Source organism: Sphingomonas rustica (genome assembly GCF_039652585.1).
GTDB classification, from domain to species: Bacteria; Pseudomonadota; Alphaproteobacteria; order Sphingomonadales; family Sphingomonadaceae; genus Sphingomonas; species Sphingomonas rustica.
On sequence record NZ_JBDIZK010000001.1, the window covers coordinates 195,075 to 216,760 of the forward strand.

The following is a 21,686-nucleotide window of genomic DNA, read 5'->3' on the forward strand; positions in this document are numbered from 1 at the left end:
GTGGCCCGCGCCGCCGCGACGGCACTCATAGAAAAAGGGAGGCCGGTTTCCCGACCTCCCCTATTCTTGTCAGTCCCTGTCGGAACTGGTTGGGCTTAGTTGCCCGAACCCGGACCGTAGGTGACTTCCACGCGGCGGTTCTGCAGTTCGCGGACACCGTCGGCGGTGGCAACGCGCGGCTGGCTTTCACCAAACGCTTCGGTGCCGATGACGCCGTTGGGGATGCCACGCGACGACAGATACGCCTTGACCGAGTCAGCGCGACGCTGAGACAGGCCAACGTTGTAGCTGGCTGCGCCCGAACGGTCAGCGTGACCGGCGAGCATGACCGACGCGTTGCCGCAGCTCTGGTAGTTGCTGATCGCGTTATCCAGGATGCCAGCGGCTTCCGGGGTGATGTCCGACTTATCCCAGTCGAAGAACACGATGTACGGTCCCGGGGTGCAGACCACGGTCGGGGTCGGCTGCGGGGCCGGCTCCGGCGGGGGCGTCCAAGCCGGTGCCGGGGTCGGGGCCGGTACGGGCTCCGGCTCGGGCTCCGGACCACCGAAGTTGAACGTCAGGCCACCCATGATCGAGTGCGTACGGAGACGACCCTCATAGTTGCGACCGGTGACGTCCACCAGGTTGAAGTTGTCCGCGTTGAAGAAGCGATACTTCAGCGAGATGTCGACCGAGTCGCTCAGCGGAGCGCGAACGCCGGCAATTGCCTGCCACGCGAACACGGTGTCCGAATCGTCGAGGAAGTCGCGACGGGTGTTCAGGCCGATCTCGCTGCTGACGCGAGCGACGCCCGCACCACCGCCGACAAAACCCTGGATGCCGTCGTCTTCACCGAAGTCGAGCATCGCGTTGACCATGAACGACAGGGCCGACGTCTTGCCACCGGCATAGTCGTAGTTACCAGCCGGTGCGTTCTGGATCAGGTTGTTGCTGTTGACGAACGGCGTCGTCACCGTCGAACGATATCCATTTACGAAAGCCTGGCGATAGCCAACCTCTGCTTCGAGGCGGAAGCCACCGAAGTCGTAACCAATGGTGCCACCAACGTCCCAACCGGCGCGATGGTCGACAGTTCCTGCATCCTTCGCAGCGCCGATGTCGAATGAGATGTCTTCGACGAGCATAGCGCCGCCTTCAACACCCACATACCACGAGTCGTCGCGGGCGAGAGCAGGCGTGCTTAGCGCAGTCGTGGCCAGTGCCAATGTGACGGCAAGCTTCCGCATCATAATCCCCTTTCTGAGTTGTCACTACGGACAGCGCAAACTCACTACCGAAACGAAAGTTTCCACGCAAGCGCACAAATAGGTGTGGTGTTGCGGGAACGACACAGTTTTTCCGCATTTCCAGCCGCTTGTTCGGTAACCGTAACAATTGGGTGTCTCGGTTGGAGGGCAGCTCGGTTCGCATCATACAACCCGTAATCACGCGGATGCGCCACCGCATTATCGAGGTTGAGGTTCCAAGCCGATGAAATCGCAAGCTTAGTTCAGGAACGTCGGCTTGAAATCGGCAGTGGGGCAGCGCGGATCGTCACGACGAACCGCTGATCGGCGGCGATGAAGCGTTTTACACGTCAAAACGGAACCGATCATTTGTGCGCGGCGCACGCCGCAAAATGCGACGGTCCGAGCCAGGCGGACCCGCAGTTCCGCCCAGGGCGTGCGTCCCAACATTTTGACCTGCTGTTTTTTGCAGTGCAGCACGGGGTCTACCACGTGCCGCCGCCGACCGCTCCTGCGCGGTATTCGTCGAGCCGGCGGCGCGTGGCGGGCGAGATGTCCTCGGGAAGGTCGTCGATCGCGAACCAGCGCGCCTCCGCGATCTCGAGCGCATCTGCGCGGCGCATCGATCCTTCGGCATCTTCGGGCACGCTGACCACATAGACGACGACATGGTCGTCCTTATATTCCCGACGGGCATGATAGACGCCCAGCACCCGGTCGATCCGGAACTCGGCGATCGCGATCTCCTCGGCCAGCTCGCGCGCCAGGGCGGCGGCCGCGCCCTCGCCCTTCTTGACCCCGCCACCGGGGAGGTACCAGCCCCGAAGATAGGTGTGGTGGACGAGCGCCACCCTGCCCGCTGCGTCGGTCACGACCGCGCGCACGCCAAAGGTCCGCGGCCGCGTGACGAACCACACCAGCCGCGCAGCCCTGCCCGCAAGACGATGATGCCAGGCCATGCGAAGGGAATAGCGGGCGCGATCAACAGTCGCCAGCGCTCGCTGGGCAATCGCCGGCCGCGCGATTAGGGTGGCGTGGTGACCCGATCCCCGCCCGTCGTCCGGCCATGACCGGCATCGCCCGCACCGAGCTTGCTACCCCCGCCCTGCTGGTCGATCGCCCGGCGCTGGACCGCAACATCGCCGCGATGGCCAGGTTCGTCGCCGATCGCGGCCTGGCGCTGCGTCCGCATGCCAAGACGCACAAATCGGCCGACATCGCCCGCCGCCAGGTCGCCGCAGGCGCCGTCGGCATCTGTTGCGCCAAGCTGGGCGAGGCAGAGGCACTGGCAGCCGAGGGGATCGCCGACATCCACCTGACCTCGCCGGTCGTCCGGTCCGACGCCATCCGCCGGCTGATCCTGTTGAACGATCGTATAACGCTGTCTCTGGTGGTCGATCATCCAGCGATCGTCGAAGCGCTGGCCCGGGCGGCGGAAGCGGCGGGGCGGACCCTGACGCTCTTCATCGACGTCGATCCCGGCACCCGTCGCACCGGCGTGGCCTCGCCCGGGGCGGCGGTGGCGCTGGCGCGCAGCATCGCCGCAGCACCGGCGCTGCGGCTGGGCGGGGTGCAATTCTATTGCGGGGCGCAGCAGCACATTGCGACCCGGACCGAGCGTAACGCCGCGATCACGCAGCTGACCACCCGGCTCGCAACCCTATTGGACGCGCTGCGCGACGATGGCCACCCGGTTCCGGTGGTGACCGGGGGCGGCACCGGCAGCTTCGCGATCGACGCGGAGCTCGGCGTCCTCACCGAGCTTCAATGCGGCTCCTACATCTTCCTCGATCGCGAATATGAGGATTGCGAGCTGGGCGGCGGCGGAGCCCCGGCCTTCGAGCGCGCGCTGTTCCTCGATTCCACCGTCATCAGCGCGAACCATGCAGGAATCGTCACGCTCGATGCCGGGCTTAAGGCGATGGCCACCGACGCCGGACCGCCACGCCCGCTCTGGCCCGGTGCCCGTTATCATTTCATGGGCGACGAACATGGCGCGCTGCTGTCCGACGGCCCGCTGCCAATGCTGGGCGAGCGCGTCGTGCTGCAGCCGCCGCACTGCGACCCCACGGTGAATCTGTACGACCGCTTCCACCTGCTGGAGGGCGAGCGGATCGTCGCAGAATGGCCAGTGACCGCGCGGGGCCGGGCGACCTAGACAGCGGGCGCGCGGACGCTAGGCTCGACCGATACAAGCGTCCGGGGGAGAGATCGATGAAGCTGCGCCGTGCGACCGTCACCTTCGCGGCACTGACCCTGGCCGGCGCCGTTCCGGCAGCCGCCCAGCGCCTCGATGCCACCCTTACCCGCACGACGCAGGGCGCTTCGCATATCGTCGCGAAGGACATGGCCGGGCTCGGCTATGGCTCGGGCTATGCCGCGGCGCAGGACAATGGCTGCGTCATCGCCGACATGCTCCTGACCGTGCGGGGCGAGCGGGCGAAATTCCTGGGCGAGGGCAGCGTCTCGGTCGGGTTCCGCACCATCCCCAATATCGAGAGCGACTTCTATCACCGGTCGATCGCCGACCTGCCCGCGCTCCGGGCAGCGCAGGCGGCGACCAGCGCGGACAACCGCGCGATCATCGACGGATTCCGGTTCGGGTATAACCGCTATCTTCGCGATCATCGCCAGGCGCTGGCCGAAAGCTGCCGGGACGCGGACTGGGTTCGTCCGATGAGCGCCGACGATTCGCTGCTGCTGGTCAACGCCGCGATGACGCTGATCAGCTCTGCGGCACTCGCCCAGCAGATTGCCGGGGCGGCGCCGCCCTCGCCCAGGGCGGCATCGCTCGACGCGGGCTTTCCGGTCGCGGCGGACCGGATCGGGCTGGGCAGCAATGGCTGGGCGTTCGGCGGCGACGTGACCCGCGACGGCCGCGGCCTGCTGATCGGGAATCCCCATTTTCCCTGGCAGGGGCCGAACCGGTTCCGCCGGCTGCACCTGACCATCCCGGGCAAGTTCGACGTGATGGGCGGCGGCCTGGTCTTCATGCCGACGGTCGGCATCGGCTTCAATCGGTCGATCGCCTGGACGCACACGGTCACGACCGCCAGCCATTTCACCCTGCACGAGCTGAAGCTCGACCCCGCCGATCCCACCGCCTATCTGGTCGACGGCAAGCCCGAGAAGATGACCGGACGCCAGATCATCGTCGAGGTGAAGGGCACCGCGCCGATCACCCGCACCCTGTGGTCCAGTCGCTATGGGCCGATCGCCGCGATGCCCAGCGTGGGCTTCGGCTGGACGGCGACCACCGCCTATGCGCTGCGCGACGCGAACCAGGCCAATTTCCGCTCCGGTGACGCCTGGCTCGGCATCGCCCGGGCGCGCAATGTCGGAGACATCCGCACGGCGATCGGCAGCACATTGGGGATTCCCTGGGTCAACACGATCGCCGCCGACGCCGACGGCAATGCGCTCTACGCCGACGTGACCGCGGTGCCGAACGTGTCCGCCGACCTGCTCAAGGACTGCGCTGCGCCCTCGGGGAAGTCGCCGCTGGCGCGCGGTGCGAGCATCTTCCTGCTCGACGGGGCGCGATCCTCCTGCAACTGGGCGATCGACGCGTCGACGCCAGCACCTGGCCTGATGCCGCTGACGAAGCTCGCGGTGATCGAGCGCCGCGATGTGGTTCAGAATTCGAACGACAGCTACTGGCTCTCCAGTCCGCGCGCGCCGCACGCCGAATTGTCGCCGATGCTGGGTCCATGGGGCAAGCCGCAGGGCCTGCGTACCCGCGCCGCCATCAACGAGATCGACCGCGCGCTGGCGACCGGCAAGATCGATCCGGACGTCGTGGCGGCGATGGCATTTTCGAACAAGGTTCCTGCAGCAGCCTCGCTGGTGCCCGGCCTGATGACGATCTGCCCGTCACGCCCCGAACTCGCGCGGGCCTGCGCGATCCTGGCGGCCTGGGACGGCAAGGTCGACGCTGACAGCCGCGGGGCGGCGCTGTTTCTTGCCCTATGGCAGTCCGCCCAGCGCATTCCGAACCTGTGGTCGACACCGTTCGATCCCGCCAGGCCCACGGACACGCCGTCCGGGCTCGACCTGAAGGCCGCCGGGCCCGCGCTGCTCGACGCGCTGGAGGCAGGACAGAAGTCGCTGGAGAGCCTGAACATCGCGCTCGACACCCCCTGGAGCGCGGTCCAGTATGTCGAGCGAAACGGCCAGCGCATCGGAATCCATGGCGGCCCGGGCGGGGCAGGCATCCTCAACGCGATGGAGTCAGCCGTTGCGGACGGCCATCTCACGCCCTTCCACGGCACCAGCTATGTCCAGCTCGTCACCTTCGGCAAGGATGGCCCCGTCGCGCGATCGATGCTGAGCTATTCGCAGTCGAGCGATCCCGCGTCGCCCAATTCGGCGGATGGCACCCGCGCCTATTCGGCCAAGCAATGGCTGCGACTGCCGTTCACCGATCGCGAGATCGCGGCGGAGCGCATCGGCACGCCGCTGCGCATCCGCGAATAGGCTAATCCTTCTGCATCAACCGCGCGACGCGGCGCATCAGATCCTCGATGGCGAACGGCTTGGTCAGCACCTCCATGCCATGTTCGATATGGCCGTGGTTCAGCACCGCATTCTCGGCATAGCCGGTGACGAACAGGATGCGCAGCCCCGGCCGCAGCGCGCGCGCGGCATCGGCGACCTGACGGCCGTTCAACCCGCCGGGCAGGCCGACATCGGTGATCAGCAGGTCGATCCGCGCGCCCGACTGGAGCAGCTTGAGCCCCGCCGGGCCGTCCTGCGCCTCGAGACAGGCATAGCCGCGATCGCCGAGCGCATCGGCGATCAGCATCCGCACCGAGGGTTCGTCGTCGATCACCAGCACGGTCTCGCCCGCCTCGACCGGAACCGAGTCGGCGGGCACCAGCGGCGCGTCGACTTCCTCCTCGCCATGGTATCGCGGCAGGTAGATGCACACCATCGTCCCCTGGCCGACCTCGGAATAGATGCGGACATGGCCATGGCTCTGGCGGGCAAAGCCATAGACCATCGACAGCCCCAGCCCGGTCCCCTGCCCCATCGGCTTGGTCGTGAAGAAGGGGTCGAAGACGCGCTCCAGATCCTCCTTCGCGATGCCGATGCCGGTGTCGCTGACGCATACGGTCACATATTGGCCGGGATCGAGCCCCAGCGCATGGGCGGTGGTGTGGTCGAGCCAGCGATTGCCGGTCTCGATCGTGATCCGGCCCCCGTCGGGCATCGCATCGCGGGCGTTGATGCACAGGTTGAGCAGCGCGTTTTCGAGCTGGTTGTCGTCGACCAGCGCGGGCCATAGCGCGCTGGCGGCAACGGTCTCGACCATGATGCCGGGACCTGCCGTGCGCTGGAACAGCTCGGTGATGTCGGCCAGCAGGCGGTTGATGACGATCGGCCGCGGAGTCAGCGTCTGGCGGCGCGAAAAGGCCAGCAGCCGGTGCGTCAGCGCCGCAGCGCGCCGTGCCGCGCCCTGCCCGGCCGCCAGATAGCGTTCGACATCGGCGGTCCGCCCCTGGGCGATGCGGGTCCCGATCATCTCGAACGCGCCGCTGATCCCGGCCAGGATATTGTTGAAGTCGTGCGCCAGGCCACCGGTCAGCTGGCCGACCGCCTCCATCTTCTGCGCCTGGCGAAGCGCCGATTCGACCTGCTCGCGCTCCGCCAGCGCCTCGGCGATGCGCGCCTCCAGCGTCTCGTTCAACGTCCGCATCGCCGCCTCGGCGCGCATCCGCTCGGTCACGTCGTTGAACAGCACCGCCACAAGCCGATCGGACGGGTCGCCGACCCGGAACGACGAGACCTCCAGATAGCGGCCGGTGGCAACCAGCTCGCGCTGGAACCGGATCGGCTGTCCGGTCCGCAGCACCCCGCCATATAGCTCGACCCAGCCATCGGCCTCGTCGGGCACCATCTCGCGCACCTTCTGGCCGACGACATTGGGAATGCCGGCATGGCGTTCATAGGCGGCGTTCGCCTCGATATGGATATAGTCCGACAAGGGGCCATGCGGTCCGTCGAGGAACTCGATGATGCAGAATCCCTCGTCCATCGATTCGAACAGCGCCCGGTACCGGCCATTGGCGGGCTCGGGATCGACGTTCGGGGCAGGACCTTCCGGTGGCGAAATGGCGCTCATCGTGCGGGCAAACTCGGAAACGGAATGAGGAAGTTGGCGGCCATAACACCGGAACGGTCCGATTATATCCCCACGGACCGCGGGTTATTTCGCCTCCGTCCCGATTTCGGATCCGAAACGGGCCATCAGCACCGGGACCAGCAACAGGGTGAGCAGCGTTGCCGAAACCAGACCGCCGATCACTACCGTCGCCAGCGGCTTCTGCACCTCCGCCCCGGCCCCATGGCCCAGCGCCATCGGAACGAAGCCCAGCGAGGCGACGAGCGCGGTCATGACCACCGGCCGCAGCCGCTGAAGCGCACCCTGCCGGGCGGCTTCGACCGGCGCCATCCCGGACGCGCGCAGGCGCTGGATGGCGGTCACCATCACCAGCCCGTTCAGGACCGCGACCCCCGACAGTGCGATGAACCCTGCCGCCGCCGAGATCGAGAAGGGCATGCCGCGCAGCCAGAGGGCCACCACCCCGCCGACCAGCGCAAGCGGAACGCCGGTGAAGACGATCGCCGCCTCGCGCATGCTCCCCAGCGCGCCGAAGAGCAGCAGGACGATGATCGCCAGGCAGGCGGGCACCACCAGCATCAGCCGCTCGCGCGCCGAGGCGAGATTTTCGAACTGGCCGCCCCATTGCAGATGCACGCCGGTCGGCAGCCGCACCTCGCGGGCAATCCGTGCCTCGGCATCCGCGACCACGCCGGCGATGTCGCGCCCGCGGACATTGGCCTGGACCACCAGCCGGCGCTGGCCATTCTCGCGGCTGATCTGGTTCGGCCCCTCGGTCACGGCGATCGCGGCGACGGTGGACAGGGGCACGAAGCCCCCCGATGGCGTCGCCACCGGGACCTGCGCCAGCACATCGGGATCGGCGCGCGCGGCGTCGTCCAGCCGGATCGTGACCGAGAATCGCCGGTCGCCTTCGAAGATCAGGCCCGCGTCGCGGCCCCCCACCGCGGCGGCGACCGTGTCCTGGACGGTGCTTGCCGCGATGCCCAGTCGCGCCATCGCGTCGCGATCCGGGCGGACATCGAGCATCGGCAGGCCTGACGCCTGCTCGACCCGCACATCGGCGGCGCCCGGCGTGTCGCGCAGGATCGCCGCGATCCGGCCCGCGGTGTCCGCCATCGCCGCGGGATCGTCGCCGAAGACCTTGACCGCGATATCGCCGCGCACCCCGGCGATCAGCTCGTTGAAACGCATCTGGATCGGCTGGCTGATCTCGAATGCCTGGCCCGGCAGGCCGGCAAGCACCCGTTCAACCCGCTCGACCAGTTCGGCCTTTGGCAGGCCCGGATCAGGCCATTGCGCCCGCGGCTTCATCACGACGAACGTGTCGGAAATGTTGGGCGGCATCGGATCGGACGCCAGTTCGGCAGTGCCGGTCTTGGAAAAGACGAACCGCACTTCGGGCAGGGTCGAGAGCCTCCGCTCGACCCGCGACTGCATCGCCTGGCTCTGCTCGATCGACGTGCCCGGCAGGCGCAGAAGCTGGACCGTCAGGTCGCCTTCGTCGAGTTGCGGCAGGAATTCCTGCCCCAGCGTGGCAAACAGCAGCGCCGCCGCGGCAATGCCCGCCAGGGCGCCGCCGATCACGATGCGCGGACGCGCGAGCGCCTGTTCCAGGCCGGGGGCATAGCCCCGCTTCAGCCAGCGGACGACGCGCCCTTCCTGTTCCTCGACTGGTCCAGTCAGCCAGGCGGCGATCGCCGCCGGCACGAAGCTGATCGACAACAGGAATGCGGCGATCAGCGCCAGGATCACCGTCAGCGCCATCGGCGCGAAGGTCTTGCCCTCGACCCCGCCCAGCATCAGCAGCGGGACATAGACCAGCATGATGATCGCCTGGCCATAGACCGAAGGGCGCACCATCTCGCGGGCGGCGGCGGCGATCGTGTCCAGCCGCTCCTGCCGGGTCAGCTGCCCGCCGGCCTCGTGCTGACGCTCGCCGATGCGGCGCAGCGCATTCTCGACGATGATCACCGCCCCGTCGACGATCAGCCCGAAATCGAGCGCACCCAGGCTCATCAGGTTCGCCGACACGCCCGCCTGCAGCATGCCGAAGCCGGCCAGCATCATCGTGACCGGAATGACCAGCGCGGCGATGATCGCGGCGCGGAAATTGCCGAGCAGCGCGAACAGCACGACGATCACCAGCAGCGCGCCCTCGCTCAGGTTGCGCGTCACGGTGGCGATCGTCGCGTTGACCAGCGCGGTCCGGTCCAGCACCGGCTCGACGATGATGTCGGGCGGCAATGACGCGTTGATCTCGCCCAGCCGCCGGGCGACGCCCGAGGCGACCTGGCGGCTGTTCTCGCCGATGCGCATGATCGCGGTCCCGACCACGACCTCGGTTCCGTTCTCCGACGCCGATCCGGTGCGCAACGCCTGGCCCAGCCTCACCCGGGCGACCGTATCCAGCAGGACTGGCACGCCGTCGCGCGTCGCGATCGGGGTCTTCGCCAGATCGGCGATCCCGGTCAGCCGAGCATCGGACCGCACCTCCAGCCCCTCGCCGTTGCGATTGACGGTTCCCGCGCCGATCGCGCCATTGTTCGCCTCGATCGCGCGGGCGAGCGCGTCGAGATCGATGCGCAGCGCCGCGAGGCGCTGCAGATCGGGGACCACCAGATACTGCTTCTCATGGCCGCCGATCGAATCGACGCCGGCGAGCCCGTCGACGTTGCGCAGCAGCGGCGCGACGATCCAGTCCTGCGCGGTGCGCAGATAGGTGGCGCGGTCGGCCTCGGTCTGGAGATGGTCGCCATCAGGCGTGACATAGCTGCCGTCGGGCTGAAGCCCCGGTTCGCCGGGCGCGTGCCGGTCGCCCGGTCGATGCGCCATGCGGACGGTCCACATGAACACCTCGCCCAGCCCGGTGGCGATCGGGCCCAGTTCGGGCTCGGCGCCGACGGGCAGGTCCTGTTCCACCGCGCGCAGCCGTTCGAGCACCTGGGCGCGGGCGAAATAGATGTCGGTCGAATCGCTGAAGACCGCGGTGACCTGCGCGAAGCCGTTGCGGCTGAGCGACCGCGTATGGTCCAGCCCGGGGGTGCCCGCCAACGCGGTCTCGATTGGATAGGCGATCTGCTTCTCGACCAGTTCGGGCGACAGGCCGCTGGCGCGGACATTCACCTGGACCTGGTTATTGGTGATGTCGGGCACGGCATCGATCGGCAGCCGCACCAGCGCGGCGGCGCCGATCGCGGCGGCGATCACGGTCAACAGCAACACCAGCCAGCGCCGCTCGACCGACAGGGTGACGATCCGTCCGATCATGGCTCAATGATCCCCATGATCGGCGTCGCCCTTGCCGAGTTCGGCCTTGAGCGTGAAGCTGTTGGTGGCCGCGATCCGCTCGCCGCCGGTCAGGCCGGAGACAATGATCACCCGCGGGCCGTCGCGCCTGCCCAGCGTGACGGGGACCGCACGGAACCCTGCGGGGGTCCGGACGAACACCGTCGGTCGGTTGCCGATGGTCTGGACCGCGTCGGCCGGAACGCTCAGCCGGTCGGCCGGCCCGGCGCCGGTCTCGGTCCGGATTTCCACCTGGACCGGCTCGCCGACGCGCCAGCGCCCGTCGCGATTGTCGAGATCGGCGATGACCCGCACCAGCCGGGTCTCGGAATCGAGGACCGGCGAGACGAACCGGACCCGAGCCTGCCCCTCGCGGCCGGGCGCCGCTAGGGTGAGCGTCATGCCGGGTTGCACCCGGCTGGCATCGGCGGGCGGCAACGACAGCGTGACGCTGATCCGGGTCAGGTTGGCGACTCGAAACAGCTCGGCATCGGCCGCGACGGTCTGGCCCAGCATCGCGGTGCGGCCGATTACCCGGCCACCGATCGGCGCGGCGATCACGATCCGGTTGAGGCCGCCGCGCCGCAGGCCCGATGCCGCCACCTGCTGGCGCGCCATGTTCAGGCTCACCTCCGCCTCGCGTGCGGCGGCGCGCGAGGTCTGGACCTCGCGCTCGGGCCGGTGCCCCTTGGCGAACAGCGCCTCGTCGCGGCTGAGATTGGCGCGGGCGAGTTCGGCGCGCGCCGCCGCCCGCTCGACCTCGGCATTGAGGGCGGCCGCCTCGCGGCTCTCGATCACTGCCAGCGTCTCTCCCCGGCGGACCGGGTCGCCCAGGTTGCGGGCGAGCGATACGACCCGCCCGCCGATCGCGGCCGAGACAATCTGGGTCGCCTGCGGATCCCCCTCGAGCAGCGCAGGCGCGGCGATGGTGCCCCCGCCCGATCCGCGTTCGGGCCGGACGAGCGTAATTCCGGCGGCGGCGACCTGATCGTCGCTCAGCGCGATCTCGCCCGCTGCCACATGCGGTTCGGCTTCGGTCTTGTTATGGCCGGCGGGCGCGCCGCCCTCGCCGCAGCCGGCAAGCGGCAGCAGCAGAAGCGCGGGCGCAAGCCGACACGACCATGCGGCGCACCGCGCCGCGATAGTGACGGTCATTTGAAATGCTCCTGATGATGATCATCGGCGCCGCGCAGGGGCGGCGGCGGACATCGTCAGGCGATCGGGGGCCTCAGCATCCGGGCAGCAAGCTGCTGGTCGAGGAGCCGTGCCGGGGTCATGCCGGGTGCCGCAGGCAGCGGACGCAGGGCGGACTGGCGGGCAAAGGCGAACTGCGCGCCCAGATCATGGCCATGACAGCCATGACCGCCATGCGGCACGCCGTGATCGATCCCGGTTTCGGGCTCGCCGGGCGCGGGTCGTTCGACATCGGCATCGGCCGGCGCCGAATGGTCATGCTCGTCATCGGCATGGAGCCAGCTACTGGCGACGCCGTGGCCCGATGTCTCGGCCGCATGGATCACCGACCCGTTCACGAGACCCGCGAGCAGGAACAGCGATGCAAGAAGGGCGAACAGCCGGCGCACCGGGTACCCTTAGCCGATCGGGCGCCCGTGAAAAAGGGCCGCCCGAGCGGAGCGGCCCTTCCTCGCGTGGTCCGTGCCGAGACGGCGCATGCTGTCGCGGCGCACGTCCGGGACCCTGGCGCAACGTGCGTTGCGCGATCGGGGTCCCGAGCCCGTGACGATTCGCGCAGCGGTCTCTTCAGGCCAGCGCTGCGACTGCATTCGCCCAGGCGTCAGCCTCGCCGTCGCGATCGATGCGGTCCTCGACCGGTCCCGCGATACCGTCGGCAATCTCGACCTGCGCGTCGTACAGGAAGGTGGCATTGCCCTCGATCGTGACGATCCCCTCGGCGCTCGCCGTCCCGCGAACCAGTCCACCCTTGTTGAAGACGGTCGTGGCTGCTCCGAACGGAACGCGGTCGGTCAGCCCGGCGGCATAGACCGACGAGGCCATCGCGCTGCCACAGCTATTGGTCAGGCCGACGCCGCGTTCGAAGGTGCGGACATAGAGGTCGGGCCCGCGCTGCTCGACGAACGAGACATTGGCCCGACCGGGGATCAGCGGCGGCGCTGCCTCGCACCATTCGCCAAGCGCGACCAGTTCGGCCTCGTCGACGCGATCGACGAAAGTGACGAGATGCGGATTCGGCATCGCGACCGCCACGAAGCTGCGCGCGCTGGGCAGGTCGGACAGCGGCCCGGTCAGGCCGACATCGGCCAGATCGGTCGAGGCAGGGCCGACGCGGGTACGGATCGTGGTTACGCCGGGCGCGAGATCGGCAACGCGGGCGACATCGGCGCTGCTCGTCTTCAGGCGGACGCGCGCAGTCTCGAGCCCCAGCGCCTCGAACCCCGCCCGGGCGACGCAGCGCAGGCCGTTGAGGCAGGTCTCGGCCTCCGACCCGTCCGAATTGAACATGCGCATGCCGAAGTCATGCTCGCCATCGCCCGCGGTCAGCAACAACAGGCCGTCACCGCCGGCCGTGCCGGCGCGATCGGCCAGCGCGCGGGCGACGACCGCCCATTCCGCATCGCCCAGCGACAGGGAGCGGGCGTCGATCAGCGGAAAGTCGTTCCCCGACCCGTGGCATTTGACGAAAGCGAAGCGCATGGCCGCCCCTTAGGACCGCCATGCGTCATGGGCAATCCGCTCAGGCAGCGGCGCTTTGCATCACCGGCCCGCCCATCGCGGCGACCGCCGCCTGGTCCTTGGCGATGATCGCGGCGAAACTGGGCCGGGCGTGGATCGCATCGACCCAGGCCGCGGTCTTCGGCCAGCGTGCGGGATCGACCCGGCAGTCGACACAGCCCAGGGTGGCGAACGGGCTGGCCACGGCGATATCGGCGAGCGTCAGCCGATCCTCGACCAGGAAGCCGCTTTGCGGGATCACGCCTTCCAGATAGTCGAGAATCGGCGGAAGGACGGCGGTTTCCGCTTTGTCGGCGGCGTCGTGATCGGGCTGGCCCTTCATCACGCGCGGGATCACGAAACGGTTGCCGAAGATCGCGCTGCCCGCGGCCATCACGATCGTGTCGGCCAGCTCGTCATACCAGATGGTGCGCGCCCGCGCCTCCGGGGCGGCCGGGATCAGGTTGGGATCGGGATATTTCGCGTCGAGATAGGCGACGATCGCGCTGGAATCGGAGATCGCGAAGTCGCCGTCGACAAAGCCCGGCATCTTGCCGAACGGGCTGGCCGCGGCGAACTCCGGCCCACCGCGGCCCATGCCGGCCATCCTGAGCTCCATATCGAGTCCCTTTTCCGCGCCGAACACCATCACCTTGCGCACATAGGGCGACAGGGTGGAACCGAAGACGATCATGGCCAAAGTCCTCTCCTAGAAATCGATGCGGCATCGTAACAGATAGGTTGCATTGGACAACTGGATAATAGGCGACAAGCGCGGCGTAGCGTGCAAGACCGGCGGTCGTGATCTCCCTCCTGCTTCTCGCCGTCATCGTCCTGGGCATCGTTGCGTATAACCAGCATCGCAACCTGGCCCGGCTGAGGCAGGACCTCGATCATTACGACCAGCGCCTGGGCCTGGTCGAGCGTCGCCGTGATAGCGGACTGCGCCCTGCCGGCCCGGCTATTGTCGACACACCGCCAGCTGAACCCGCACATCCGCAACGCGCGTCGCGCCCTGTCCCACCGGTGCCGGCGCTTGCCGCCGCACCGCAGCCGCGGGTCGATCGGCCCGCGCCACCGGCTCCCGCCCCCGCGCCGCAGCCGCGCCCGGCGATCAGTTTCGAATCTCTGATCGGCGGCCGCTTGCCGATCTGGATCGGCGGCGTAGCGCTGGTTCTCGCCGGCTTCTTCCTGGTCCGCTATTCGATCGAAGCGGGTCTGCTGGGGCCGACGACGCGGACGATCCTGGCAGCGATCTTCGCCGCGACGCTGATCGTCGGAAGCGAGGTCACCCGGCGGATCGCCGCCACCCGCGATGATCCGCGCGTGGCCCAAGCACTGGCCGGCGCCGGCGTCGCGAGCTTCTACGCCACGCTCTACATGGCGGCGGCGCTCTATCACCTGGTCGGCCCGGTCACCGGGTTCGGGTTGATGCTGGCGATCACCGCGCTGGCGCTGGCGCTGTCGCTGCGGCACGGGCCGCCGACCGCGATCATGGCGCTGGGCGGCGGGTTCATCGCTCCGCTCGTGGCGGGATGGAATGCGGCCGGCATCGGCCCGCTGCTCGTCTATCTCGGCCTGTTCACCGCCGCGATCTTCGGGCTGGCGGTCAATCGGCGCTGGGGCTGGCTGGCGCTGGCGGCAACCGGCGCGGGCTTCGCCTGGGTCAATTTCCTGCTGGCGATGCTGGGCGGTGGCGATCTGGCGACGGTCGGCGGGTTCGTCGTGGTCCTGGCGGCGGGCGCTAGCGCCGCGCTGCCCGCGACCGGCATCCGCACGCCCTGGCTGAGGCTGTTGCCGCTGGTGGCGGGACTGATCCAGCTGATCGCGATCGCCCCCGTGCTCCAGTTCGATGCGCTTGCCTGGAGCTTCTACCTCGTCCTTGCGGCAGCATCGCTGTTCCTGGCGTGGCGCGACCGGGTGTTCCTGCCGGGCGCGCTTGCCGCGATCGGCCTCCTGTTGCTGCTGGAGGCGCTGGCGCTCGTCCAGCCCGAGCTTGGCGTCACGCCGGTCGCAGCCGTCATCGCCACGGCGTTGTTCGCGGGTGCGGGGCACGTGCTGGCCCGCCGACATGCCGGCTGGGCAGCGATCGCGCTTGCCGGCACCGCCGGGCCGGTGCTGATCGCCCATGGCTGCGCGCGCGTGCTGCTGGCCCCGATCGGCTGGAGCGCGCTCGAACTGGTTGCCGCTGCGGCCGCGGCCAGCCTTGCCTGGCGCTATCGCGGCGAGCGTCTGGAGCGCATCCTCGTCGCAGCCACCCTGGTGGCCGGCCTGCTTGCCGCGATCGGACTGGGCGTGCTGGTGCCGACCGTCTGGCTCGCCCTGCCGCTGACGGCGATACTGGTCGCCGCCGCGCTCTGGGCTCGCAGGATCGAGGCGCCGACGCTGTTCGAGTTGCCGACGCTCCCGCTCGCCGCGGCGTTGATCGCCGCGACCCCGATCCTGGTCGCGCTGGCCAGCGCTATCAGCGCGTCTCTGTTCGGGCTGCCTGGCGGCTTCACCCTGCTTCCCGGTCCGGGCGAAGCGCTCCGTGCGCTGGCACTTCCGCTGCTCGCGGCATCGGCCTTGTTGCTGACCGACCGCCGCCAGTTCGGCAAGGCGCGCGCCGGGGTGGCAGGCGCGATCATCGCGCTTGCGATCCTGGTCGCCTGGGTGCTGGCGAAGCAGGTCCTGCATCTCGATACGCCCCAGGCACTGACGATGCAGGGCTTTGTCGAGCGGACGATCTTCACCCAGGCCTGTTTGGCTGCGGGCTGGGCGTTGCTGGTCCGCGCGCGCCAGCCGCGGCTGGGCTGGATCCTGATCGTGCTGGGGCTGTTTCGGGTCGTCTGGTTCGACCTGCTCGCGCTGAACCCGGTCGTCGTCGGGCAATGGAGCGGGCCGTTCGTCCCGCTCCACCTTGCAGCGACGGGCCTGTGGTTGCGAAGCCTGCCCGGCGCGCGCGAGCGTCGCCTCGACTTGGCGGGACTGGGGTTCCTCCTGCTGGCGGTCGCCGCGGCGGTGCGCTGGCTGACGCACGGCTGGTTCCTCACCGGCCCCGTCTCGACGCTGGAGAATGGCGCCTATTCGGCCGCCCTGCTGGTGGTCGCCTTGCTGTGGCTGTGGCGCGGTATCGCCGGGGAAGCGAAGCCGCTGCGCATCGCCGGCCTCGCGCTGCTGACGCTGGTGACGCTCAAGGTGTTCCTGATCGACGCGGCGGCACTCGATGGCATCCTTCGCATCCTGTCCTTCCTGGGGCTGGGGTTGGCGCTGATCGTGATCGGCTGGGCCTATGGCAGGTTCGTGGGCAAGGGCGCGGCGCCGGCGCCGGCAATTGCCGGCTTGCCGGAGCGGGAAAACTGAGAAAGACTCCGCAACCTGATGGGTTAGGGGAGCCGCAATGATCACCGCCATCCGCGAGGTGCGCCGGGCCAGGGGGCTGACGCTGGACGATGTCGCTCGCCGATGCGTGCCGCCGACCACGGCACAGACGATTGGCAGGCTGGAGACCGGCACGCGAACCGTTTCGGTCGGCTGGCTCAACCGCATCGCCAAGGCGCTGGGCGTCGAGGCATCGGACCTGGTGCGCGTGGCGGACCGGCCCGAAATTCCGGTGGCGGCCGTGCTCGACGGCGGCGGCGCACAGGCGCCCCGCCGCGACGCGATGCTGACCCCGGTCCGCGCCGAACCCGGCACCGTCGCGGTCAGCGTTGCGGGCGGAATCGGCGATTATCGCACGGGCGACGAGATCTGGTGCCGGCGACTCGATCCCGATGACTTCGCTGCCGCGCTCAATCGCGACGTGCTGGTCCCGCGCCCCGGCGGCCGGTTCCTGTTCGGCCGCCTGATCGGGCGCGAGCCGGGCGACCGGACCCCCGACGGCACGGGCAGGCTGCACCTGCTTCCGCTAGGCGCCGGCGCGCGTCAGCAGGTGGTCGCCGACCCCGCCTGGATCGGCTGTGCGGTCCGTCTCGTCCGGCCGCTCTGACCACAGCCTGACCCCTTGCCGAACGCGCGAAAGAGGCGCATTCGAAAGCGATCTGGAGGGGTATCTGATGGCTTATAAATTCGCTGCATTCGCCGCCGCCGCACTGCTTGCGGCAGCGCCCGCCCTCGCCGAGGAATGGGACTTCGTCCTGACCAACAGCACCGGCAAGGGCATCAAGACGTTCGAGATCTCGCCGGCCGGCGCCAACAAGTGGCAGGCGAACAAGGTCGATCCCGAAATGAAGCGCGAGCCCGAGGTCAAGAATGGCGGCCGCACCACCATTCATTTCGACAAGGAAGGTTCGCAGTGCAAATATGACCTGAAGGCGACCTTCGGGGATGGCGCGACTGCGGTATGGTCGGGCATCAACATCTGCGACGCCGCCTATGTCACGATCAAGTATGCGAACGACACGGCGACCTTCACGGTCAACTGATCTGCATCCGCGTCGCGGCGATCCGGACAGGCCGGCGCCGCGGCAGCGCGAGGGATCCTGATCTGGGTCCTGGTGGGCGCTGACGGGCTCGAACCGCCGACCCTCTCGGTGTAAACGAGATGCTCTACCAACTGAGCTAAGCGCCCGTATCTCGGGAAGCCGCGCTTTAGGCGGTTTTCGTCGCGCGTCAAAGCCCTGCGCGGTGATTATCGCGGCTTTTGCGTTGGCTCAGATGAGCGGCAGGCCCTGACGCCGCAGCGCCGCGACATAGGCGCGCATTCCGGCCAGCCCCTTGGGACTCAACGCGATATAGGCGCGCCGCCGGTCGCTGGGATCGGCGTTGCGTTCGAACAGACCGGCCTCGTTCAGCGTGCTGATCCAGCGCAATGCCGTGGTCGGCGGCACGGCGGCCGCAATGCACAGGCTGGACACCGATACCTGCCGCCGCTCCAGCGCCGAGGCGTAGAGGTCGAGCAGCATGTCCCAGGCCGGATCGGCGAACAGTTCGGCATCGAAATACTGGGCGCGCATTCGCCGCGCGCGGATCGCGGTGCGGATCTCGCGCGGGTTGGCATCCTCGACGCCGTCAGGATCTTCGCCGCGATAGCCGCGGCCGGGATCGCGGACACCCGGACCGGAAAGGTCGCCGCGGCTCAGCCGGGTGAGCGTCTCGGCGATTCGCGCGACCTCGTCCGCCCATCGTGGCGGTGCCACGGATTGCCGGTCCTCGCCCGTCTCGGGTGCAACCAGGCCGAAGCGCGCCGCAGCGATCGCCGCCACCCGCTCGGCCAGCGACGGCGCGCTCAGCACCTTCGCATTGCCGCTCATCAGCAGCGAGGTGGCGAGATCGATCTGGCCAGCGTCCACCGTTGCGACGATCGGCAATCGATGCTCCAGTGCGATCCGGTTGGCCTGCACCAGCACCGGCTCGACCAGCGCATCCGGTGCGCCGGTCGCCTCGATCACGATCATTCGTCCGTGCGGACGGGACAGAGCCGCCGATGCAGCGTCGAATCCGATCCGCTCGTCCACGCGGACTTCCGCCAGGGCGAGCGCTTCGGCCGCCACCCGGCCGCCTTCAACGTCGCCGGCGATGACAAGCGCCTCGGAGAAATCCAGCTCGAGGTCGGGCGCAACCGGCGCCGGCCGATACTCATCCGTCATGATTATCTCGAATCGACATCGGCTTAGGGATGCCGCACCGCGCGGGCCGTCGAGAGTCCGAGTTCCTCCGTTTCGGAGCAATCAGGACCGTCGACGACCCCGCGCGAGGGGAGAGGAAGCCGCGGGTTACTCGAAGATTTCCGCGGTGCGATAGGCGTCGGCCTCGGGCACGTCGCCCGTTTCGGCCAGCAATTCGCGCGCGGCGCTGCCGACCACGCCATAGCCGAGCACGAACGCCATCAGGGAGAGGACGAACGTGCCGATCACAAACATGATGACCGTCGCGACCGACCCCATCATCTGCGCCACCGCGAATTGCGCCGCCGTCGGGTCACCCGATCCAGCAGCGGCGAAGATCGCGGCGAAGATCGACCAGAAGAACACCAGCGCCAGCACCACAATCAAAAGCCAGACGACCAGATACGAGCCGAACAACGTCCAGAACCGGCCCTTGCCGAGCGCCCATCCTTCGTCGATCGCGATACGCCGGCGATGAAATGTCATCGGAAAGATCAGCGACAGACGAACCAGCACCCAGATCCACAGCGCGAAGAAACCGATCCCCAGCACGAATGTCAGCACGCCCGCGACGGCCGTGTTCTGGCCGGCGATCGCTCCGATCACGAATGCCACCACCATCGTCGCCAGGAGCATGAGCAGGTAGAGGATTACAATGCCGATGAAGAAGATGACCGCCAGCCCCAGCATGCGGAACTCGTCGCCGCCGATCCGCATGAAGGCGAAACTGCTTTCGCTGGGTCGCAGCATTGCGCGGTACACGGCATTGATCAGGATGATCGAGAGGAAGAACTGCAGCAGATACACGAGCAGAATCATCAGGAGCGCGCCCGCGCCGAACTGCCCCATGGCGGACGGATCGGCTGCCTGACCAGGCATGAATATCATGCTGGTGCCCAGCAAGAGACCGAACGCGGCGTAGATCGCGATCATTCCGACGATATAGGTGACGCCCCATATCGCTACCGCCCCCGGCCGTTCCCGGATCAGGCGGAACGTGCCGCCGATGATCGAGCCGACAGTCGCCATGTCATTCCCCCTACCAAAAATACCCTGGCCGGGATCGTGGCCTGAAACGCCCCCGTTAGTCCAGAGACTTAACGATCTCCTCTACCATCTTCTTGGCGTCGGCGAGGAGCATCATGGTGTTGTCCATGTAGAAGACGTCATTGTCGACGCCGGCATAGCCGACGCCGCCCATGCTGCGCTTCACGAACAGCACGGTCTTGGCCTTCTCCACGTCCAGGATCGGCATGCCGTAGATGGGCGAGCTCTTGTCGGTCTTGGCCGCCGGATTGGTGACGTCGTTGGCGCCGATGACGAAGGCAACGTCGGTCTGCGAGAATTCGGAGTTGATGTCCTCCAGCTCGAACACCTCGTCATAGGGCACGTTCGCTTCGGCCAGCAGAACGTTCATATGCCCCGGCATGCGTCCCGCCACCGGGTGGATCGCATATTTGACGCGGACGCCGTGCTCCTTCAGCTTGTCGCCCATCTCGCGCAGCACATGCTGCGCCTGCGCCACCGCCATGCCGTATCCGGGCACGATGATGACCTGTTCCGCCTGGCTCATCAGGAAGGCCGCATCCTCGGCCGATCCGCGCGTCCACGGCCGGTCGCTCGCCGCCGCGGCGGCGCCGCCCCCGGCGTCGCCGCCGAACCCGCCGGCGATCACGCTGATGAAGCTGCGGTTCATCGCCCGGCACATGATGTAGCTGAGGATCGCGCCCGAGCTGCCCACGAGCGCGCCGGTGACGATCATCGCGGTATTGTGCAGCGTGAAGCCCATCGCCGCCGCCGCCCAGCCCGAATAGCTGTTCAGCATCGACACCACGACCGGCATGTCCGCGCCGCCGATCGGCACGATCAGCAGGAAACCGATCAGAAAGCTGAGTCCGGTCACCGTCCAGAACACCCAGGGGCTCTGGTCGGTCAGGAAATAGCCGATCAGACCGAGGATCGCGGCCAGCGTCCCCAGGTTGATGATGTGGCGGCCCGGCAGCAGGATCGGCTTGCCCGACATGTTGCCGTTCAGCTTAAGGAAGGCGATCACCGACCCGGAGAAGGTGATCGCGCCGATCGCGACGCCCAGCCCCATTTCGATCCGGCTGACCTGGTGGATCACGCCATTCTCGGAAATGCCGAACGCTTCGGGATTGAGGAAGGCGGCTGCCGCCACGAGCACCGCGGCGAGGCCGACCAGCGAGTGGAACGCGGCGACCAGCTGCGGCATGTCGGTCATCGCGATCTTGCGCGCGATGACGAAGCCGATCACGCCGCCGATCGCGATCGCGCCCAGGATTTCGGGCAATGCCGCGATCTCGTGCGTGATCAGCGTGGTCACGACCGCCAGCAGCATGCCCGCCATGCCGAACCGGTTGCCGCGCCGGCTCGACGCCGGGTTGGAAAGCCCGCGCAGCGCCAGGATGAAGCAGACGCCCGACACCAGATAGGCGAGCGGGATCCAGGGGTTCACCTCATGCATCGGCTCAGCCCTTCTTCTTGTACATGGCGAGCATCCGCTCGGTCACGGCGAACCCGCCGAAGATGTTGATGCTGGCGAACACGACCGCGACGAGGCCGAGCCATTTGGCGCTCGCGCTGCCCCCGGCCGCCGCGGCGATCAGCGCACCGACGATGATCACCGACGAGATCGCGTTGGTCACCGCCATCAGCGGCGTATGCAGCGCCGGCGTGACCGACCAGACGACGTAATAGCCGACGAAACAGGCCAGCACGAAGATCGAGAGGATCGAGATGAAGTCCATG

Annotated in this window: 17 protein-coding genes and 1 tRNA gene; 5 read left to right on the forward strand and 13 right to left on the reverse strand. The window is 68.2% G+C overall.

Annotation, left to right across the window (positions count from 1 at the left end; genetic code table 11):
• Nucleotides 1-95 precede the first annotated feature (95 nt).
• Complete coding sequence (locus TPR58_RS00905; protein WP_346244716.1) at nt 96-1,229, reverse strand: OmpA family protein; 1,134 nt, start codon at nt 1,227-1,229, stop codon at nt 96-98.
• A 485-nt stretch (nt 1,230-1,714) separates the two neighbouring features.
• Complete coding sequence (locus TPR58_RS00910; protein WP_346244717.1) at nt 1,715-2,188, reverse strand: NUDIX domain-containing protein; 474 nt, start codon at nt 2,186-2,188, stop codon at nt 1,715-1,717.
• 107 nt (nt 2,189-2,295) lie between these two features.
• Here TPR58_RS00910 and TPR58_RS00915 point away from each other — a divergent pair, with 107 nt between their 5' ends.
• Entirely contained in the window at nt 2,296-3,387 is a 1,092-nt protein-coding gene (locus TPR58_RS00915; protein ID WP_346244718.1) for a DSD1 family PLP-dependent enzyme, read from the forward strand.
• A 56-nt stretch (nt 3,388-3,443) separates the two neighbouring features.
• Nucleotides 3,444-5,705 carry a penicillin acylase family protein gene (locus TPR58_RS00920; RefSeq protein ID WP_346244719.1) on the forward strand — a complete coding sequence of 754 codons (2,262 nt, stop codon included), beginning with the start codon at nt 3,444-3,446 and terminating at the stop codon, nt 5,703-5,705.
• Between the two features lies 1 nt (nt 5,706).
• Here TPR58_RS00920 and TPR58_RS00925 read toward each other — a convergent pair whose 3' ends face one another.
• From TPR58_RS00925 to TPR58_RS00950, 6 genes are all read right to left on the reverse strand, one after another.
• Complete coding sequence (locus TPR58_RS00925) at nt 5,707-7,266, reverse strand: ATP-binding protein (RefSeq protein ID WP_346245112.1); 1,560 nt, start codon at nt 7,264-7,266, stop codon at nt 5,707-5,709.
• A 171-nt stretch (nt 7,267-7,437) separates the two neighbouring features.
• On the reverse strand, nt 7,438-10,623 hold the full coding sequence (locus TPR58_RS00930; protein ID WP_346244720.1) for an efflux RND transporter permease subunit: 3,186 nt from the start codon (nt 10,621-10,623) through the stop codon (nt 7,438-7,440).
• 3 nt (nt 10,624-10,626) lie between these two features.
• Nucleotides 10,627-11,796: an efflux RND transporter periplasmic adaptor subunit gene (locus tag TPR58_RS00935; protein ID WP_346244721.1), complete on the reverse strand. Its 1,170-nt coding sequence runs from the start codon at nt 11,794-11,796 to the stop codon at nt 10,627-10,629.
• Nucleotides 11,797-11,852: 56 nt separating this feature from the next.
• Complete coding sequence (locus TPR58_RS00940) at nt 11,853-12,224, reverse strand: hypothetical protein (RefSeq protein ID WP_346244722.1); 372 nt, start codon at nt 12,222-12,224, stop codon at nt 11,853-11,855.
• 178 nt (nt 12,225-12,402) lie between these two features.
• On the reverse strand, nt 12,403-13,314 hold the full coding sequence (dapF, locus tag TPR58_RS00945; protein WP_346244723.1) for a diaminopimelate epimerase: 912 nt from the start codon (nt 13,312-13,314) through the stop codon (nt 12,403-12,405).
• Between the two features lie 40 nt (nt 13,315-13,354).
• Nucleotides 13,355-14,026 carry a glutathione S-transferase family protein gene (locus tag TPR58_RS00950; RefSeq protein WP_346244724.1) on the reverse strand — a complete coding sequence of 224 codons (672 nt, stop codon included), beginning with the start codon at nt 14,024-14,026 and terminating at the stop codon, nt 13,355-13,357.
• Nucleotides 14,027-14,133: 107 nt separating this feature from the next.
• Here TPR58_RS00950 and TPR58_RS00955 point away from each other — a divergent pair, with 107 nt between their 5' ends.
• The 3 genes from TPR58_RS00955 (at nt 14,134) to TPR58_RS00965 (ending at nt 17,735) form a co-directional block, all read left to right on the forward strand.
• Nucleotides 14,134-16,674: a DUF2339 domain-containing protein gene (locus tag TPR58_RS00955; protein ID WP_346244725.1), complete on the forward strand. Its 2,541-nt coding sequence runs from the start codon at nt 14,134-14,136 to the stop codon at nt 16,672-16,674.
• Between the two features lie 37 nt (nt 16,675-16,711).
• The gene (locus tag TPR58_RS00960; RefSeq protein ID WP_346244726.1) at nt 16,712-17,299 is read left to right on the forward strand and encodes a helix-turn-helix domain-containing protein; all 588 of its coding nucleotides are present in this window, start codon (nt 16,712-16,714) and stop codon (nt 17,297-17,299) included.
• Nucleotides 17,300-17,366: 67 nt separating this feature from the next.
• Entirely contained in the window at nt 17,367-17,735 is a 369-nt protein-coding gene (locus TPR58_RS00965) for a hypothetical protein (protein ID WP_346244727.1), read from the forward strand.
• 70 nt (nt 17,736-17,805) lie between these two features.
• On the opposite strand, the gene TPR58_RS00970 is transcribed toward TPR58_RS00965, so the two are convergent.
• The 5 genes from TPR58_RS00970 to TPR58_RS00990 form a co-directional block, all read right to left on the reverse strand.
• A tRNA-Val gene (locus TPR58_RS00970) sits at nt 17,806-17,881 on the reverse strand.
• Between the two features lie 82 nt (nt 17,882-17,963).
• Nucleotides 17,964-18,899, reverse strand: a complete 936-nt coding sequence (locus tag TPR58_RS00975) for a winged helix DNA-binding protein (protein ID WP_346244728.1) — start codon at nt 18,897-18,899, stop codon at nt 17,964-17,966.
• 126 nt (nt 18,900-19,025) lie between these two features.
• Entirely contained in the window at nt 19,026-19,850 is an 825-nt protein-coding gene (locus TPR58_RS00980) for a hypothetical protein (RefSeq protein ID WP_346244729.1), read from the reverse strand.
• Nucleotides 19,851-20,001: 151 nt separating this feature from the next.
• Nucleotides 20,002-21,402 (reverse strand): NAD(P)(+) transhydrogenase (Re/Si-specific) subunit beta, encoded by a 1,401-nt coding sequence (locus TPR58_RS00985; RefSeq protein ID WP_346244730.1) that lies wholly within the window; start codon nt 21,400-21,402, stop codon nt 20,002-20,004.
• A gap of 4 nt (nt 21,403-21,406) precedes the next feature.
• Complete coding sequence (locus tag TPR58_RS00990) at nt 21,407-21,685, reverse strand: proton-translocating transhydrogenase family protein (RefSeq protein ID WP_346244731.1); 279 nt, start codon at nt 21,683-21,685, stop codon at nt 21,407-21,409.
• Between the last annotated feature and the right edge of the window lies 1 nt (nt 21,686).

Excerpts from the sequence above, each read along its gene's own strand:
- dapF (WP_346244723.1), bottom strand. The coding sequence starts at position 13,314 with ATGCGCTTCGCTTTCGTCAAATGCCACGGGTCGGGGAACGACTTTCCG.
- TPR58_RS00935 (WP_346244721.1), bottom strand. The coding sequence starts at position 11,796 with ATGACCGTCACTATCGCGGCGCGGTGCGCCGCATGGTCGTGTCGGCTT.
- TPR58_RS00960 (WP_346244726.1), top strand. The coding sequence starts at position 16,712 with ATGATCACCGCCATCCGCGAGGTGCGCCGGGCCAGGGGGCTGACGCTG.
- TPR58_RS00920 (WP_346244719.1), top strand. The coding sequence starts at position 3,444 with ATGAAGCTGCGCCGTGCGACCGTCACCTTCGCGGCACTGACCCTGGCC.
- TPR58_RS00950 (WP_346244724.1), bottom strand. The coding sequence starts at position 14,026 with ATGATCGTCTTCGGTTCCACCCTGTCGCCCTATGTGCGCAAGGTGATG.
- TPR58_RS00990 (WP_346244731.1), bottom strand. The coding sequence starts at position 21,685 with ATGGACTTCATCTCGATCCTCTCGATCTTCGTGCTGGCCTGTTTCGTC.
- TPR58_RS00980 (WP_346244729.1), bottom strand. The coding sequence starts at position 19,850 with ATGATCGCGATCTACGCCGCGTTCGGTCTCTTGCTGGGCACCAGCATG.
- TPR58_RS00965 (WP_346244727.1), top strand. The coding sequence starts at position 17,367 with ATGGCTTATAAATTCGCTGCATTCGCCGCCGCCGCACTGCTTGCGGCA.
- TPR58_RS00930 (WP_346244720.1), bottom strand. The coding sequence starts at position 10,623 with ATGATCGGACGGATCGTCACCCTGTCGGTCGAGCGGCGCTGGCTGGTG.
- TPR58_RS00910 (WP_346244717.1), bottom strand. The coding sequence starts at position 2,188 with ATGGCCTGGCATCATCGTCTTGCGGGCAGGGCTGCGCGGCTGGTGTGG.
- TPR58_RS00915 (WP_346244718.1), top strand. The coding sequence starts at position 2,296 with ATGACCGGCATCGCCCGCACCGAGCTTGCTACCCCCGCCCTGCTGGTC.
- TPR58_RS00905 (WP_346244716.1), bottom strand. The coding sequence starts at position 1,229 with ATGCGGAAGCTTGCCGTCACATTGGCACTGGCCACGACTGCGCTAAGC.
- TPR58_RS00985 (WP_346244730.1), bottom strand. The coding sequence starts at position 21,402 with ATGCATGAGGTGAACCCCTGGATCCCGCTCGCCTATCTGGTGTCGGGC.
- TPR58_RS00925 (WP_346245112.1), bottom strand. The coding sequence starts at position 7,266 with ATGGACGAGGGATTCTGCATCATCGAGTTCCTCGACGGACCGCATGGC.
- TPR58_RS00975 (WP_346244728.1), bottom strand. The coding sequence starts at position 18,899 with ATGACGGATGAGTATCGGCCGGCGCCGGTTGCGCCCGACCTCGAGCTG.